Annotated in this window: 15 protein-coding genes; 8 read left to right on the top strand and 7 right to left on the bottom strand. The window is 55.3% G+C overall.

Annotation, left to right across the window (positions count from 1 at the left end):
• The first annotated feature begins 130 nt into the window (after positions 1–130).
• Positions 131–1129, top strand: a complete 999-nt coding sequence (locus tag IPN69_13650) for a PhoH family protein (protein MBK8811761.1) — start codon at positions 131–133, stop codon at positions 1127–1129.
• Entirely contained in the window at positions 1110–1532 is a 423-nt protein-coding gene (ybeY, locus tag IPN69_13655) for an rRNA maturation RNase YbeY (GenBank protein ID MBK8811762.1), read from the top strand. The genes IPN69_13650 and ybeY overlap by 20 nt, the downstream gene beginning before the upstream one ends.
• A gap of 148 nt (positions 1533–1680) precedes the next feature.
• On the opposite strand, the gene IPN69_13660 is transcribed toward ybeY, so the two are convergent.
• Positions 1681–2103, bottom strand: coding sequence for a hypothetical protein (locus IPN69_13660; protein ID MBK8811763.1), 423 nt, complete (start codon positions 2101–2103; stop codon positions 1681–1683).
• Positions 2104–2632: 529 nt separating this feature from the next.
• Between IPN69_13660 and IPN69_13665 the strand changes: the two genes are divergently transcribed.
• From IPN69_13665 to hflX, 3 genes are all read left to right on the top strand, one after another.
• The gene (locus IPN69_13665) at positions 2633–3283 is read left to right on the top strand and encodes a methyltransferase domain-containing protein (protein ID MBK8811764.1); all 651 of its coding nucleotides are present in this window, start codon (positions 2633–2635) and stop codon (positions 3281–3283) included.
• A 294-nt stretch (positions 3284–3577) separates the two neighbouring features.
• Entirely contained in the window at positions 3578–5647 is a 2070-nt protein-coding gene (locus IPN69_13670) for a VCBS repeat-containing protein (protein ID MBK8811765.1), read from the top strand.
• Positions 5648–5791: 144 nt separating this feature from the next.
• Positions 5792–7480: a GTPase HflX gene (gene hflX / locus IPN69_13675; GenBank protein ID MBK8811766.1), complete on the top strand. Its 1689-nt coding sequence runs from the start codon at positions 5792–5794 to the stop codon at positions 7478–7480.
• A 223-nt stretch (positions 7481–7703) separates the two neighbouring features.
• On the opposite strand, the gene IPN69_13680 is transcribed toward hflX, so the two are convergent.
• Together IPN69_13680 and IPN69_13685 are read right to left on the bottom strand one after the other, a co-directional pair.
• Positions 7704–8699 carry an IS5 family transposase gene (locus IPN69_13680; protein MBK8811767.1) on the bottom strand — a complete coding sequence of 332 codons (996 nt, stop codon included), beginning with the start codon at positions 8697–8699 and terminating at the stop codon, positions 7704–7706.
• A gap of 35 nt (positions 8700–8734) precedes the next feature.
• A complete protein-coding gene (locus IPN69_13685; GenBank protein MBK8811768.1) occupies positions 8735–9169 on the bottom strand; it encodes a hypothetical protein in 435 nt (144 codons plus the stop codon).
• A 37-nt stretch (positions 9170–9206) separates the two neighbouring features.
• Between IPN69_13685 and IPN69_13690 the strand changes: the two genes are divergently transcribed.
• Positions 9207–11657 carry an HDIG domain-containing protein gene (locus IPN69_13690; protein MBK8811769.1) on the top strand — a complete coding sequence of 817 codons (2451 nt, stop codon included), beginning with the start codon at positions 9207–9209 and terminating at the stop codon, positions 11655–11657.
• A gap of 266 nt (positions 11658–11923) precedes the next feature.
• Here IPN69_13690 and IPN69_13695 read toward each other — a convergent pair whose 3' ends face one another.
• Positions 11924–12247 carry a pentapeptide repeat-containing protein gene (locus IPN69_13695; protein ID MBK8811770.1) on the bottom strand — a complete coding sequence of 108 codons (324 nt, stop codon included), beginning with the start codon at positions 12245–12247 and terminating at the stop codon, positions 11924–11926.
• A gap of 35 nt (positions 12248–12282) precedes the next feature.
• Here IPN69_13695 and IPN69_13700 point away from each other — a divergent pair, with 35 nt between their 5' ends.
• Positions 12283–12672, top strand: coding sequence for a hypothetical protein (locus tag IPN69_13700; protein MBK8811771.1), 390 nt, complete (start codon positions 12283–12285; stop codon positions 12670–12672).
• 23 nt (positions 12673–12695) lie between these two features.
• Here IPN69_13700 and IPN69_13705 read toward each other — a convergent pair whose 3' ends face one another.
• Together IPN69_13705 and IPN69_13710 are read right to left on the bottom strand one after the other, a co-directional pair.
• Positions 12696–13718, bottom strand: a complete 1023-nt coding sequence (locus IPN69_13705) for a phosphotransferase (protein MBK8811772.1) — start codon at positions 13716–13718, stop codon at positions 12696–12698.
• Between the two features lie 5 nt (positions 13719–13723).
• The gene (locus tag IPN69_13710) at positions 13724–14731 is read right to left on the bottom strand and encodes an NDP-sugar synthase (protein ID MBK8811773.1); all 1008 of its coding nucleotides are present in this window, start codon (positions 14729–14731) and stop codon (positions 13724–13726) included.
• 97 nt (positions 14732–14828) lie between these two features.
• Between IPN69_13710 and IPN69_13715 the strand changes: the two genes are divergently transcribed.
• Positions 14829–15542, top strand: a complete 714-nt coding sequence (locus tag IPN69_13715; protein ID MBK8811774.1) for a uroporphyrinogen-III synthase — start codon at positions 14829–14831, stop codon at positions 15540–15542.
• Positions 15543–15598: 56 nt separating this feature from the next.
• Here the strand turns inward: IPN69_13715 and IPN69_13720 are convergent, their stop codons facing one another.
• A complete protein-coding gene (locus IPN69_13720) occupies positions 15599–17260 on the bottom strand; it encodes a VCBS repeat-containing protein (protein ID MBK8811775.1) in 1662 nt (553 codons plus the stop codon).
• Positions 17261–17335 lie beyond the last annotated feature (75 nt).

The following is a 17335-nucleotide window of genomic DNA, read 5'->3' on the forward strand; positions in this document are numbered from 1 at the left end:
AAACGCAAAGATCGCTTGTGAAATACTTCCCTTTCACCCGCGGAAATGCTGATCATCCGGTAGATTTGATTGACAGTCGAATGACCATTTAGTAGCCTCGCTTTAGAATTTCAGACAAGGACTTTGCGTATTGAGCAATTTAAGAAAGATCGAACTTCCGCCGGCTGGTCTCAAGACCCTTTTCGGCGTTCAGGATCAAAACATAAAATATCTTGAAACGCTGCTCGACATCTCGATCGGTGCTCGCGGCAATGAGATCATCCTCGACGGCGACCCGCAGGACATCGCCGCCGTCGAGCGGATCCTGCGCGACTTTGCCGAGCTTTTCGACGAAGGCAATCATTTCACCGACAAGGAATTGCGCGACGCTTTCAAGCAGATCGCGGAAGATCGGGCGTTTTCGCTGAAGGACTATTTCACGCGATCGCGCTTCAATCCGTCCGGCAAGAAGCAGGTCGGTCCGAAGACCGCGAATCAACGCAAGTACATTGAAGCGATCCAGGATCACGATCTGACGTTCGGCATCGGACCGGCGGGAACGGGAAAATCCTATCTTTCGGTCGCGATGGCCGTCCAAGCGCTGTTCACGAAACAGGTTTCGCGGATCATCCTGACCCGTCCGGCGGTCGAAGCGGGCGAGAAACTCGGTTTTCTTCCGGGAGATCTTCAGGACAAGGTCGACCCTTACCTTCGTCCCCTGTACGACGCGCTTTTTGATCTTGTTGACGCCGAGAAGGTTACCAAGATGCTTGAAAAACGGATCATCGAGATCGCTCCGCTCGCATTTATGCGCGGGCGCTCGCTCAACGATTCGTTCATCATTCTCGACGAAGCGCAGAATACGACCGGCGAGCAGATGAAGATGTTTTTGACGCGCATCGGATTCGGTTCCAAGGTCGTCGTCACCGGCGACGTCACGCAGATCGATCTCCCGCGCGGCCAGCGCAGCGGTCTCAAGGAGGCGGAACGGGTTCTGCAGAACATCGACGAAATCGAATTCGTTTATTTCGACAAACGGGACGTCGTCCGCCACCGGTTGGTGCAATTGATCGTCGAGGCTTACGAGAACGAGGCGCCGCAAATCCGGGACGAAGACACTCCGCACCGCAATGCACGAGATCTACAATAATCAAAGGAAAGTTAAGGTGTCGCGGCGGGCGTTCGAGAAGTTTCTTGAGTCGATCTTTGACTCGATCGAAGAAACGCGGACGAGATCGGCCGTGATCGCGCTTGTCTCCGACCGCAAGATGCGCGGACTCAACCGTGATTTTCGCGGCAAGGACGCGACGACCGACGTTCTTTCCTTCCCTTTCGAACCCGATGAATTCGATTCCGGCGACAATCTCGGCGACATCGTGATCTCGGTTGAACAGGCGGCGCGGCAAGCGACTGAGAACGGACTTGACCTTGAATCCGAGATCAAGCAACTGATCCTGCACGGCGTGCTTCATCTTTGCGGGTACGACCACGAAACCGACGACGGCGAGATGAATTCGCGGGAATTGGGATTGCGGGAGATGTTTGGTATCTGAACCGATCTGAACCTTAAGACCTTGACTGAAAAAAAGAGACCGGGCGGCTTTGCCAACGCCCGGTCTCTTTTCGTTAAATCAATCGGCTCTTTCTGAAGGCGCGAGAGTCTAGCCGAACCATTTCGTGCTGACTCCTCATACCTGAGGATCAACCTTTGATCGATCCGATGAAGTCGATGAACGAATCAACGATTCCTTCAACGATGTTGTCGATCTCATCCTGAGTATCGGCCATCTGCTGGGCTTCGGTTTCGTCATCGTCGTCCCAGTCGCAATCAACCCGGAATCCGCCGTCGTCGTTCTTGTAGATATCGATCTCCAATTCGATGATGCCTTCGCCGTCACCTTCCGGAACGATGATCACTTCGGCGGCTTCGAGCAGTTTTTCAACTGATTCTTCCATCACATCGGTCGATACACCGATGTCCGAACCGTGGACCGTAACGGTAACGTCAACCTTGACACTTCCCTTCGGTTTCGCCTGCAAATTCGCTGGCAGTACAAAGACCATTCCGCTGAACAACGCTAACGCCATCGCGCTGCGCAAGAAGTTATTTACTAGCTTATTCATTTTTTTCTCCTGACGTTTCATTAATAGATTTCTGCTGTTGACATCAATCGTTAGGTCATTGAACTGCCTATGGTGCGATTCCCAAACCGTATCTGTCAAATTTCATATCGCAAAGTCTCCAGCAACATATTGTCAAAATGGCAATTCTTGACCGCTCATCCGGGTAAAACGAGTTTCGTCTGAAAAAAGGGGCATCACAGAGTGAAAATAAATCGCCGTTTTTTGAACCGGATTCATACCGGGAGACTAAATTTTGTGTTTACAAATGTTTGTAGCGCATCGCTTGGGAAACACGGGAAGGTTTTGTGCGCCTCTCCGGCGTCAATCGAACCGCAACGGCAAGTCGGTCCCGGGAGTATTTCGCGACTTTCGATTTCCGGCCCGCGAGGTGTGATCTCGCGCAAAATGTTGTTCTCGGGTTTTGGCGGCGGTTGCATTCGGCCGGATCGCGCGGGATTGACCACAAAACGTGTGGTATATTTTTCCGAATCGACGGTGCCGGCCGACGATCTTGATACCGAGGAATCCAATGCTTCTTGCAATTGCAAAATTCGTGACCCGTGTCGTTTCAACCGCATTGCTCGTGCGAAGCGGCCCGAGTCATCCGTCCGGAAACGAGCTCTTCGAGCGCTTCATTGAGCGCGCAACGGCGCTTGAGCGCCCGAAAGTCCTTGAACTCGGGACAAAACGGATGATCGAGTCCGTCAAAACGAAACACGACGATTGGTTGCCGAACGCCGAACGGTTCGACGGCTTTGACATCCAGGAAGGCATCGACGCCGATATCGTCGGCGACGTCCACCGGCTCAGCGAGATCGTCGGCGCTGAAACGTACGATGTCGTTATCTCCTGTTCGTCGTTCGAGCATTTCAAATACCCCCAACTCGCGGCGCACGAGATAATGAAAACCCTCAAGATCGGCGGACTTCTGTTCATTCAAACCCATCAGTCGTATCCGATCCACGGCGTTCCAAACGACTATTATCGATTTTCGCGCGACGCACTTGCAGCGCTTTTCGGAACGAAAATGGGTTTTGACGTGATCGCCACCGATTACGAATTCCCGGTCCGGATCTTCACGCCCGAAACCCCTTCGGCGCTGATGAAAGCATATATGAACACCCGTCTCTTCGGCGAAAAACTCGCCCCGACGCCGGAAGAATATCTTTACGAGTTGTAAGGTTCCAAAATCCTCGTTAGACCGCCCGACGGTGAGGTATTTGAGCACGATCCCAACCCGAACGGCCGGCACAACAGGCAACCCGCGGCGATGTCCGGCGAACAAGTGGCGACGCCCGGAGAAACTTGAGAATACGTTCTCGCAGGACTATCATCTAAATATAAGCAGATGCTCTGCTTGTGAGTTTGTTTTGCGATCACCGCTGTTTGAAAAACCGGATCATTCACCTTGTGGAGGTGTGAAATGAAACTAACTGGATTATTTCGATTTTTTTTGGTTGTTTTTGCGACCGTTGTGATTTCAGTCAACGTATCGGGCGCTGATGGGGACCTCGATACGACATTCAACTTTGTCGGCTTCAGATTTGTTCCGATCGGCAACACTGCTTACGTCAAGCAGATCGCGGTTCAAACGGACGGAAAGATCGTCGCCGCAGGCGACACTTACTCCGGGACCGATTATGATTTTGCATTGGTCCGATACAACGCCGACGGAAGCCTCGATTCGTCATTCGGCACCGGCGGCAAACTGACGACCGCTTTTGCCTCAGGTTCCAACGACTTCGCCTTCGGAGTCGCAATACAAAACGACGGCAAAATCCTGGTCGCGGGTTGGACCAACGTTGCCGGCGGCAGCATCGACTTCGCGGTCGCCCGTTACAATTCAAACGGAAACCTGGACACGACATTCCATACCGACGGTAAAGTGACGACCAACATCGGAACGATTCAGGCCGACGATCAGGCTCGCGCCATAGCCCTGCAAACGGATGGGAAGATCGTCGTCGCCGGTTTCTCGCACAGCGGCTCCGACGACGACTTTGCCGTCGTACGGTATAACTCGGACGGCAATCTGGACACCTCGTTCGACACCGACGGCAAGGTCACCACACCAATTGGCACAAGCACCGACGAGGCTCATTCTGTCGCGGTTCAAACCGACGGCAAGATCATCGTCGGCGGCTGGCTCGTCGGCCCGAATGCGATGGCCGTCGTTAGATACAACTCCAACGGCAGCCTTGACACGGCATTCGACGGCGACGGCAAGGTTACCACATCAATCGGAGTCAATTGCGAGGCCTACGCCGTGGCAGTTCAGCCGGACGGGAAGATCCTGCTTGGCGGATTCTCGCGGGCCTCGACGGACAATGACTTTACACTGATCCGGTACAACTCCGACGGCGGTCTCGATACATCGTTCGATACGGACGGAAAGGCGATTACGCCGATCGGTTCCGGCTCGGATATGGCCCATTCGATCGCTATCCAACCAAATGGAAAGATCCTTCTCGCCGGATCCTCGAACAACGGGACAAACGACGATTTTGCGCTCGCGAGATACAATGCGAACGGCTCACTGGACAGCGCGGCGATAGCGGCGACGGGTGCAAGCCTCTTCGGAACCGGCGGATTCGTGACGACTGCGCTCGCCGGAATAGACTACGCGCGTTCAGTCAAACTCCAACCCGACGGAAAAATCGTCGTCGGTGGAACGTCAAACAACCAGTTTGTCGTCGCAAGATACAAGAACGCGATCTTAAAGCCGATCTTCGATTACGACGGCGACGGGAAAAGCGATATTTCGATCTTTCGTCCTTCGAACGGGCAATGGTGGCTCAGCAGATCGACGGCAGGGGTTATCGCCCACACTTTCGGAAACTCCTCGGACAGGATCATCCCGGCCGATTTCACCGGCGACGGCAAGTCGGACGTTGCGATGTTCCGTCCCTCAAATGGCGAGTGGTTCGTCCTGCGGAGCGAGGATTACTCTTTCTACAGTTTCCCATTCGGCCTCTCGACCGACGTGCCGGTCCCGGCCGATTATGACGGCGACGGCAGAACGGACGCGGCGGTGTTTCGACCGTCCAACGCGACGTGGTATATCCAGCGATCTTCCGGCGGAACGACGATCCAGGGTTTCGGCGCAGCGACCGACCTTCCTGTTCCGGCCGATTATGACGGCGACGGCAAGGCCGACATCGCGATCTTCCGTCCAAGCCTCGGCCAATGGTGGCTGATGCGCTCGGGCGCCGGCGTGATCGCGGTGACGTTCGGCAATTCGACCGACAAGCCTGTGCCGGGCGACTTTACGGGCGACGGCAAGTCCGACATCGCGATTTGGCGCGCATCGAGCGGCGAGTGGTTCATTCTTCGAAGCGAGAACTACTCGTTCTACAGCTTTCCGTTCGGCGCGAACGGCGACATTCCGTCGCCGGCCGACTACGATGGTGACGGACTTTTCGATGCCGCTGTCTTTCGTGGAAGCAGCGGCACCTGGTACGTTTCGCGATCGAGCCAAGGTTTGCTGATCCAACAGTTCGGCGCGACCGGAGACCGGCCGACGCCGGCAGCATTTGTTCCCTAACAGTCTCGCGGAGTTAACGCAATCCGATTCGCGTTCGCTCCGCGGCTTCCAATTCGCAAATCCCGGTCGCCTTCGCGCGCGACGTCAGCCCCAAGTTGGTTGTCTGAGAAATTCGTTGTGGTAGAATTCGAAATTCGGAGGAGTATTTCTATCAGCAACGTTCACGGATTTACCAAAGGCCTGAAGCACAACCAATTGCGCCGTATCGAACGGCTCGCCACGCGACGGGTCGCTCCCGAGCAGATCGTCTCACCCGAACTCGCCCGCCAGATGACCGAGATCTCGCACGAAACGGGACGTCAGATCGGCGTTCTCCTGAATCGCAAGGGACAGGTCGAGTACGTTATGGTCGGCAACGCGAAGCAGATCGAAATGCCGGATTTCGGACGCGCGCGCGTTTCGGCGGATCGTTTTCGCGGCCTGCGATGCGTGCACACCCATCTCAACGGCGAGAAACTGACGCCGGATGACCTGACCGATCTTGCGCTTCTCCGGCTCGACCTGATGTCGGCGATCCAGGTCAATTCCCTCACGGGACTTCCCGATCTGGTTTACTCGGCACATCTCGTACCTTCGACTGCCGAAAAACTCGAGACCGAAGCGCAGTCGCTGCCATATGAATTCCTCGAACCGGATATTCCGTCGCAACTCGATGCGAACTTTCTCGCGCTGATAAACTCGCTCGAAAACGAGATGGCGCGCGGCCGTCTGACGGCGCGAAGCAAGCAGACCAACCGCGACCGCGTGATCCTTGTCGGCGTCACCACCGGCTATGTTTCGGACGCCGAAGAGTCGATCGCCGAGCTTGAGGAACTGGCGCTTTCGGCGGATGTTGTGGTTCTCGACAAAATCGTCCAGCGCCGGCCGCAGATCGACCCGAAAACGGTTCTCGGACGCGGCAAACTCGAAGAACTATTGGTTCGTTCGATGCGCCTCGGCGCGGATCTGATCGTTTTCGACACCGAGCTTTCGCCGTCGCAGGTGCGTTCGATCTCGGAGATCACCGATTTGAAGGTCATCGACCGCCCGCAGTTGATCCTCGATATCTTCGCGCAGCGCGCGCAATCGCGCGAGGGCAAACTGCAGGTCGAGTTGGCGCAGCTGAAGTATCTTTTGCCCCGTCTCGCACAAGGGCAAAACTCGGCGTTCTCGCGATTGGCAGGCGGAATCGGCGGGCGCGGGCCCGGGGAAACCAAGCTCGAGACCGATCGCCGCCGTGTGCGCGACAAGATCTCGCAGCTCGAAAAACAGGTTGACAACCTCGGTCGCCAGCGGCAGGAGCGGCGCAAGAACCGCGTCCAGAAGAATCTCCCGATCATTTCGCTGGTCGGTTACACGAATGCCGGCAAATCGACGCTGCTCAATACACTGACTCAGAGCAAGGTCTACACAGAAAAGAAGATGTTTGCCACGCTCGACCCGACTTCGCGTCGATTGCGTCTGCCGTACGATCAGGAAGTGATCATCAATGACACGGTCGGGTTCATACGCGATCTGCCGGAAACGCTCGTCGCCGCGTTTCGTGCGACATTGGAAGAGATCTCGGACAGCGACCTCTTGGTCCACGTCGTCGATGCCTCGAACCCGAACGCCTTGGCGCAGATCGAATCGGTCGAAAAGATCCTCGGCGAACTCAACCTGAACGAGATCCCGGAGATCGTGGTCCTCAATAAGGCCGACTTGGTCGAAGAAACGACGCTCGCCGCGCTCGAAAGGCAAATCACGATCGACAAGAACCGCGAAACGGTCGCGGTTTCGGCTCTTGCCGCAAAGACCCTGCGGCCGATGGTCGAGAGGATCGAAGCAACAATCGGAAAAGCGATCGCGATTTGAAAGGATTTCGGATTTCGGATTTGGGATTTGGGATTTGGGAGCTTTGAAAAACTTGGTTAGAACGCGTCCTGGTTGTTTTTCGTGATTTTTTTGAAATCGGACCGCGTTCTTTTCATCGTTTTTGCTTTTGTCGCTCCTTTTTCGGCTTCGGTTCTTGGTTTCGGCACCGATCTTTCCGTTCCCGATCGGTTTTCGAAACCGGTTTTCTTCCGTTTTTCTCTCTTCAGGCGCACTGCCGCCTGAGCAGGAAACTTGCCCTCAGCACATTGTAGACCGTGCACCACATCTCGAACCTCAGTGTGTTTCGTATCCTGTTGCGTGCTCCGAGAACTGTCACTTTCAGCTTCTTGCGCATATATCCGAAGACATGCTCCACCGACCTCCGGACCGCGGATTTGCCGCGATTGCGCCGCTTCTGTCTCTTCGTCAGCGGCTTCGCCCGGGCCGCCCTGTCAAGCACGCCGTAGAAGATTCCCATCTTCCGCGCCGCCTCCTTGTCCCGCCGCAGCCGGTAGCCTTTGTCAGCCCAAACGCTCTGCTCGTCACCGCTCATCATCTCGTGCATCCGGTCCAGATCGGCCACGTTCGCCGGCGTCAGGTCGCACTTGCGGATGATCTTGCTTCCCGCATCCATCCCGATATGCCCCTTGTAACCGTAGTATTTCTTCCGGTGCTTGACCGCTCCCGCCGCATCCGTGTCGATCTGCCGGCTCGGCTTTGCCTTCTCCCGGTTCTCTTTCGTCAGCGGCCGGTTCGCGCTCCTGATCAAGGTCGCGTCAACGATCGTCCCCTTCTTCAGGATCAATCCGCGGGACTCGATCTGACTCACGATCTCCCCGAATATCTTCTGCGTCAACCCCGCCTTCGCCAGCTTTTCCTTGAACTTCCAGAACGTCGTGAAATCCGGAACCTCCTCGTCGTATCCCAGCCCCACGAACTGCTGAAACGACAACCGGTCGATCAGCTGATCCTCAAGCTCCTCGTCGCTCAGATTGAATGTGTGTTGCAGAAACAGCATCCTCAGCTTCACCTCGAACGGCACCGGCGGCCTCCCGCCCCGTCCCTCGCGCGTCCTGTCCAACGGCTCGACGATCTTCACCAACGCTTCCCAGTCCACCAGTTTGCCGATTGATTCCAGCGTCTCGACCGCCCGGCTCGTCTTCTTCCGTCTCGACATCGTCAGCATCGCATCCATCAGCGTCAGTTGCTTGTTTTTCATGCAACTATTATATACTGCAATCAGTTACAACCCCTTCAAAACCGAGCTTTCGAAGGGAGTTTTTCAAAGAACCCGATTTGGGATTTGGGATTTGGGATTTGGGATTTGGGATTTGGGATTTGGGATTTGGGATTTGGGATTTGGGATTTGGGATTTCGGATTTGGGATTTGGGAATCGTTGGAATTCGGAATCGTTGGAATTCGGAATCGTTGGAATCTGGAATCGTTGGAATCTGGAATCCTTGGAATCTGGAATCGTTGGAATCTGGAATAGCTGGAATCTGGAATAGCGGGAATCTGGAATAGCTGGAATCTGGAATAGCTGGAATTCGGAATCCTTGGAATCTGGAATCGTTGGAATCTGGAATCGTTGGAATTCGGAATCGTTGGAATTCGGAATCGTTGGAATCTGGATCGTTGGAATCTGGAATAGCTGGAATCTGGAATAGCTGGAATTCGGAATTTCCCAAATCCTGTTTCGAGTTGTGTTAAAATAGTCTCCGCAAAATGAACCGACGAGACCTTCAGGAATTGGCATCGCCCGTAACGAAAGTCCGAAAGGCGCTCACGAAGCACTTCCGGCGTTACTGGGACAAGTTCACGCCCGGGCAGCGCTTCTGGGTCGGATTCGCACTCCTGTGTCTGATCACGACGGCACTCATCAACAATCCTCTCTGGCGCACGACCGCCGAGCAATACAAGGAAGGCGACATTGCCCGCGAGAGCATCGTTTCTCCGGCCGATATTTCGGTCACCGACAACGATGAGACCGAACGGCTTCGGGAAGCGGCGCGCACGACCGTCCAGCCGATCTTCCGATACGAATCGAATAAACCGGACCAGGCCGTTCAAAGATTCCTTTCGTCTTGGGAGAAGCTGCAGCGCCACAACGACGGCCCTGCGAACACAAACGCCAAGCAGTCGAATTCGGATTCGAAGAACGAATCGCACTGGACCGGTTCGGGCGGACCGGAAGTCGGCAAGGTGCTCGCCTCAAGGAATTTCAGCCGCAACGAGATCGATACGGTTCAGAGCGCGATACGTGAAAGCAGTCAGGGCTACATCTATGACGATTCCGAGGCGCAGTTTTTCGAGACAGAGGTCGCGCTGATGGATCGTTCCAAGCCGAACATCGAACAGAAGATCTCGATGCCCGAGAGCAACTGGACCGCGCTTTCGTCCGCCCGAAACAAACTAAAGGAACGATTGACGGCGATCCGCAGCTTTTCGCCGAAAGAGGTCGACGCCTTCTATCGCGGAACTGAGCTGTTTGTCGAACCGAGCGTTGCGTACGACAGCGTCGCGACCGCGAACGCGCGCGAGGCGGCGGCCAATTCGGTGATTCCGATCAATATCTCGCTCAAACGCAGTCAGAAGATCGCCGACGAAGGCGACATCGTCACGCCTGAGGTTCTTTCGAAGATCAATGCCGTCAGAAGCTACAGCCAGTCGAGCCGGCAGCTTAATCGCTTTCTCGGACTCCTGGTTATTATTTCCGCGCTTTACTGGGTCGCCTGGAAGTTCATCCAACACAACCAGGTCGGGATGCGGCTGACGCTTTCGGAAGAAAAGACGTTCGCGCTTTTCGGCTTCATCATTCTCGTTCAAACGGCGCTGATGGCGATATTCTTCAAGCTGGCGGATTTTACTGCGCTCCAGAACCTGAAGGCCCCGCTCAACGACGCGATGCTTTGGTCGTTCGCGATTCCGTTTGCGACGGGCAGCCTTTTGATGACGCTTCTCGCCGACCGTCGCACGGCGCTTTTTACCGGACTTATCCTGGCGCTGATCGCCGGACTGCTTGCCCCGCGCCCGCTCGAGTTCGTCCTGTTCGCGGCAATCGCTTCGGCGGTCGCGGTTTACGGCATCGGCCGCTACCGTTCGCGCCAGTCGGTTACGATTGCCGGCGTGCTCGTCGGTCTTGCGAGCGCCGGCGCCGGGGTCGCTTTGATCGGTTATACGCAACAGCCGTTCATTCTGAACACCGTAGCGTTGTCGATCGCCTGCGGACTCGTCAACGGATTGATCACGGCGGCGGTGACGGCGGTCTTGCTGCCGCTTTGCGAATCGGTCTTCGGGATCCTGACGGACGTTAAGCTGCTCGAACTTTCGAACGCCGATCTGCCTGTTCTCGGACAGCTCGCCCTGCGGGCGCCCGGAACCAATCAGCATTCGCACGCGGTCGGCCAACTTTCGGAAGAGGCGTGCCGCGTCGTGGGCGGAAACGGACTCCTGGCCCGCATCGGCGCGCTATATCACGATATCGGAAAAACAGCGGCTCCTGAGCACTTCGTCGAAAACCAGCTCGGCAAGAATCCGCACGACAAACTGCGTCCCGCACAGAGCGCTAAGATCATCATTAGCCACGTCACATACGGCGTGAAGCTCGCAAAAGAGATGCGGCTGCCGCAGCGGATCATCGATTTCATTCCGCAGCATCACGGCACGCGAACGCTCCATTATTTTCTGCGAAAGGCACAGGCCGAAGCGCACGACGAGAACGAGGTCTCGGAAAGCGAGTTTCGCTATCCGGGTCCGAAACCGCAGTTCAAGGAAGCGGCGATAATGATGATCGCCGATAGCTGCGAAGCGGGCGCGCGTTCGCTCGAGGAGCCGAATCCCGAGAACATTCGTTTCATCGTCACCAAGATCATCGATGCGATCCTGGCTGACGATCAGCTTGACGAATGCGATCTGACATTGCGAGAACTGACACAGATTCGCGAATCGATGATCAAATCGCTCGTTGCCATCTATCATTCGCGCGTCGATTATCCAGGCTACACTCCGCCCTCGTCATTACAGAGGATTTTGATTCCAAAGGAGTTGCTGGATACGGAAGAGCGCGGAATGCGTTTTGCGAATCCGGCTGACATCCCGATCAGCAAAGGCGGCGAGATCGAGGACGAGGCGATCGACCGGTCGGTCCAGCCGGATTCAATTGAGAGAGTCAATTGATTTTGGATTTTCGATTTTCGATTTTCGATTTTCGATTTTCGATTTTCGATTTTGGATTCGGAATCCTGAAATCTGGCAGCCTGTCGGAAGATGCCGTTTGAGAACTGAATTGCCTTCTTCAAGCGTGCCGAGCACGCGAACTTGCGATAGCACCACGTGAAGCGGAGCGGAACCCAGCTGGCTGGACGCCCGAGTTCCCAAGCGTGTGTAACACGCGTAACTCTCGTTGTTGCAACAGGTCTGCGTGTTGCACACGCTCGCTTGAGTTAATCGCGGCTGACATGTGCTCCGCCTGGAATCTGGAATCTGGAATCCTGAATCCTGGTATCTGGAATCCTGGAATCTGGAATCTTGAATCCTGGAATCCTGGAATCTGGAATCCTGGAATCCTGGAATCCTGGAATTTGGAATCTTGAATCCTGGAATATGGAATCCTGGAATCTGGAATCCTGGAATCTGGAATCCTGGAATCTGGAATCCTGGAATCTGGAATCCTGGAATCTGGAATCCTGGAATCTGGAATCCTGGAATCTGGAATCCTGGAATCTGGAATCTGGAATCCTGGAATCTCGGAATCTGGAATCTGGAATCTGGAATCTGGAATCCTGGAATCTTGAATATTTCTATGAACGAAGAATCAAAATTCAAAGGCGCCGGCGGTACCGAAGGCGGCGTCGCCGAGTTCTTTATCGGGCTCGGAATGGCTGTCGCGGGCGGATATCTTTTGACGAATCAAGTCATCGTGACGAGCGGCTTCTGGTCCTTTTTTGGATTCAGCGCGTTCGGATTTTCGCTGATCCCATTGATCTTCGGGATCGGGATTCTGTTCTTCAATGGAAGATCCATCGCCGGGTGGCTGTTGCTGTTCGCGGGCGTGATCATCATCTTCGCCGGGATCCTCTCAAACCTCCATATTTATTTTCAGCCGACGAGTCTTTTCAACACGATCGTGATGCTTGTCTTGCTCGCCGGCGGAATCGGACTTGTCGCGCGCGCTCTGCGCGCACACGTTTGATCAGGCTCGAGCTGAAAGAGAGATCATCGTTGTCCGCCGATCTGTTTGGAAATGACCTCTTCGATCGTCGGAAAGCGGCCGATGTTTCGAACCGCGCGAAGAACAATCTCAAACATCGGGTCGATGTACTGTTCGAAATGCGTCTTTCCGCGATTCGCCGACTGAAATGAGAACGTCCCGATAGCCTTCAGGCATCGTTGGATCGTCTGCATCCGAAACTCGTCGGCAAATTCCGTTTCATCAAGATTCTCGAATCCGAGCCGAACGCGTTCGTCAAGCAGCACCCGCCGCTTCGCCGCGAGCCAATCCGCTGACGGCGCCGTCGTCACGCGATCCAGCAAAAGCGAGACGAGGTCGTAGCTAGCCGACCCGATCCGCGCATCCTGATGATCGATGATCTTCAGTTCCCCGTTGACAAGCATCAGGTTGGCGGCGTGGAAATCCCTGTGGGCCAGGACCCGGGCGCGTCCCGCAAGTTCGTTCACGACATCGTTCAACTCTTGCTCGAAGGCCTCTGGCAGATCGGACAAACTCAGCCGGCGAAGCGATTCAAAATAGTGGGCCCGAAAGAAATCGAGCTCCCACGAAAGCTTTTCGAAATCGAACGTCAAACGCGATGCGATCGAATTAGAGTCGAACGCACTCTGAGTAGCCGACTGTATCCGCGCGATCAGGCGGATGGCCTTGTCAAGGTAATCTTCACGCGTTGCCGCGTCCGATGTCTCGAGCACATCGCGAAGAATCGTGTCGCCGAAATCCTCGTGAACGATGATCCCGCGGTCCGGCGCCGATTCGAAAATGCGCGCGACCGGAAGTCCGGACGCGAGAAAAAGTCCCGTCACATCAACGCACGCCGCAAGCTGGGCATCGCCTGCCTCGTCCTGCGGATAGACGCAGGCGATCGCGGAGGTCCCTTCCCAACCGACGCGGAAATACTCGCGTGTCGAAGCGTCGGGAGTAAGCGCGGCGAAGGAAACTCCGTCGCCGTTGATCCCTCGATCCCGGAACAGATTTTTGAGCCGCTCAACCGCGGAGACTTCGGACATAATCGCTAAATGTATTCGATCAGCGGAACGACGTAATTTTCGCCCTGAATATATCCTTTGAGGGCTTTTTCGGGGACTTCGTCGCAATTGCGGACCATATCGGCGCGGACTATCGCCGCGTTCTCGAAATGCTCGCCCGGCAGGATCGTCACGTCGTCGGCGATGATGCAGCGGTAGATATGCGCGTCATCGCCGATCTGGACGTTGTCCCACATAATCGAATCCTTGACAACCGCGCGGCCAGAAACCATACAGTGCTCGCCCGCAAGGACGCTTGTGCCGTTCATCATCTCGAGCGAGACATCGAGGTAGCGCGGAATGGTCGAGAGTTCAAACCAGTTGGCGTTAGTGATGTGAACGCCAATCTTTTCACCCTTTCTCAACGCCGGATTATAGAACGTCGGGACGATGTCGGAATAGACTCCGCGCGGTATGTAATCGAAGACCCGCGGCTCAAGAATATGTATCCCTGTAAACATCAACGGCGCGGTCAGGTCACGCGTCGTATCCTTGATCTCGCCCGCCGAAAGCGACTGGGCGTAGTCGCCAAAACCTTTCAAGAAACCGTCTTTTGTGTAAACCTCTGTGAACTTCTCGCGCTTGATGTTCGGCTTGAGGACCATCGTCGCGATCGCGCCCGACCTCTTGTGCGCATCGACCGCCTCGGCGATATCGATGTCGGTGATGATCTTCCCGTTGACGATCACGAAGGTATCGTCTTCGAGCAGGTGACGAGCATTGTCGAGCGCTCCCGCAGTGCCGAGGATGTCCGGGATCTCTTCCGTGTAATGAATGTTGACGCCAAAATCCGAGCCGTCGCCGAGTGCGCGCATAACCGATTCGGGCTGGTGATGAAGATTCACGACGACATCCTTAAAACCGAAGCGCGCAACGTATTCGGCAACATAACCGACGAGCGGCTTTCCCAAGAACGGAATTGCGGGCTTCGTGCGGTCAATGGTCAATGGAAAAAGCCGCGTACCAAAACCGGCGGCCAGGATCATCGCTTTCATAAACGGGTTCGACTAAAATGTCGAACTTAAAACCTACTTTTTTTGATCCGCAATTGCAAACTTGCGTCGAAATTAATTGTCCCTAAAATCGTATGTGATGGACGAAGCAACAAGCCGAAAAAGCTACGCGATATTTGGCGGTCTACAATCCGCTGAATTGCGCGAGACGATTCTAAGTTCGGGAGGCAGCGTCATCGAGATACCGGTGCCGAAAATCATTTGGAACGACGATCCGGTTGATAATCAGAATCTCGCGCGCTTCGAATGGATCGTTATCGGCGACGCCTTCGCGGCAGAGTGGTTCATCAGACACTTTGGCTCGGCCGAGGACCTCGATTCGGCACGGTTCTGCTCGCTCGGCGAATCGACGGCCGAAGCCTTGCGGCTCGCGCAGATCCACTCCGACGTGATCCCGTCGAGAACTGATCCCAAATCGAGCGTCGAAGCGCTCTTGCAGTACGAAACCGATCTTTCCGGCATCAACGTTCTTGTCGTTGCCAGTTTCGAGTATGCGGAACGTTTGAGTGACGAACTGATTGCGACAGGTGCCGTTGTTTCGCGTTTCGATGCGTACCGGGCCGAATTCGAATCGAAATCCGAGATCGCGCGTGTCCGGAGCCTGTTTATCGGTGGCGCGATCGATGAATTCTATTTCCTTGATCCGACCGAGATCACATTCCTCGCCCTTTTGATCGATCTCGATACGAGTTCGGAGATTCGCGGTGAAGTTCGTGTTGTCACGGCAAATCCGGCAGTCTATCGCTCCGCGGTCGAAGCCGGGTTGGGTGCCCGAATCCGTTCCAAACGCTAACAAAAAAACGGCCGTAAAAATCACGGCCGTTTTTCGTTGTCATCCAGAGAAACGAATTAATGGACATCCCAGTTATTGACCGGGTAATCGCCACTCTGTCCCCACTCCATTTGCTGAAGCAAGCCGTCGCTCGACCGACGCACATAGAAGAAATTCAGAGTCGGATCGACATTTGAACGCCAAATGGCGATGTCGGTCTTTCCGTCTCCATCATAATCTCCCGGCGTGATAAAGTCGCCCGAAATGCCCCATTGGAACGGGCTCTGCGGGTTGCCGCCACCATCGGATTCCCGAATCCAGAAGTACTTGAACGTGCCCATGCCAAAATTCGCGTTACGTGAAACGCAAATGTCGTCACGGCCGTCGCCGTCGTAATCTCCCGGAACGACGAAGTCAGAAGACAGGCCATAATTGGCGATCAATACCGTTGCGCCATCGCTTGATTGACGAATCCAGAACGAAGCTGAACCACCGCCGACGTTTCGCTGAACCGCGACATCCGATTTGTTGTCGCCATCGTAATCAAGAGCAAACGCGACGTCGCCGTCGGTTCCCCAAACGATGTAATTTACGCTGGTCGGCGTCGTTTCGTCAGCCCAGTAGAAAAAGCTCTGGGGCGAACCGGCAGTGCCGTCGCGATATACCGAGAGATCGGCTTTGCCGTCGCCGTTAAAATCGCCGCCCATCGTCGGATCGTCACCAGTCTGACCAAACAGCCTGGTTGAGACGGTGTTCGTCGAAGATTTCAGGATCCGGAACGCCGCGACGCCTGCTGCACCGGGCGACCAAACGGTCAAGTCATCTTTGCCGTCGTTGTCATAGTCGCCCGTCACGAAAAAGTCGGTATCCTGACCAAGATCGAAACGACCGATCGGCGCACTTGTCGCCCCGTTGGCCGTCCACCATCCGATTCCGGCCTGCGGGATCAGGCTTTCGGCCCGGCGCTGCATATTGCCGACCTTGTCCTTTCCGGCAATGTCATTGGCGCCCATGAATTCAGCCAACGGTGGTCCGTCCGCCCGGACAACGATAAAGTCGCTTTTGCCGTCGCCGGTAACATCGTTCGAACCGTTCGCCGTAACCGCTGCGCCGTCAACGGTCAGCGTAACAGCCGAAACGGAACCCGTGTCACCATCGCAGCCATCCCGGAGACGAAGCGTCCACGTGCCGTTCGGATTGGCGACACCCGCAAACGCGGCATCCAAATTGACCGTCGGTGCCGGACTCGTGACGCCCGCTCCACCTGAAACCACTGGCGTGTACGTATTTGCCGGAAGCGGATTGGTCGCCGACACTGACCATATATTCGGGTCTGCGGGATTTCGAAAACCGTACGGGCCGGCAAGATCCGACGATGTTCCTGCCGCAGTAGCGGTGGTTGCGCCGACACGCCCGAAAACAACCGAAGATGTCCCGCCGGGAGCGATCAAGGTCGCGGTAACATCGCCGCCCCAAGTATGCGCCGGCGAAAAAGTCAAGTTTTTGATCTCGACATTGGTCGGGGCACCGGTGATGCCGGAAACGTTAAATGTCACGTTTTTGTCGACCCAGCCCGAAACATGGCATCCGGAAGCGTTAACCGGATAGTCGGGGATCGCACCAAGTGAACCGGCGTCGGCCGGAAAGTCAGCCGCAACCGTCTTCAATGCAGTGAAGCAAAGCATACATGCCACGGCAAACAGAACCGCAATTGAACGCAAAAATAAACCTCTATTCATCAATTCCTCCTCAAGAATTTTCAGTCGTTTGACTCCTAGCGGTTAGACCGCAAAGTAATTTATCGTTGCCGAAAG

The organism is Acidobacteriota bacterium (assembly GCA_016715115.1).
In the GTDB taxonomy this organism is placed as follows: Bacteria; Acidobacteriota; Blastocatellia; order Pyrinomonadales; family Pyrinomonadaceae; genus JAFDVJ01.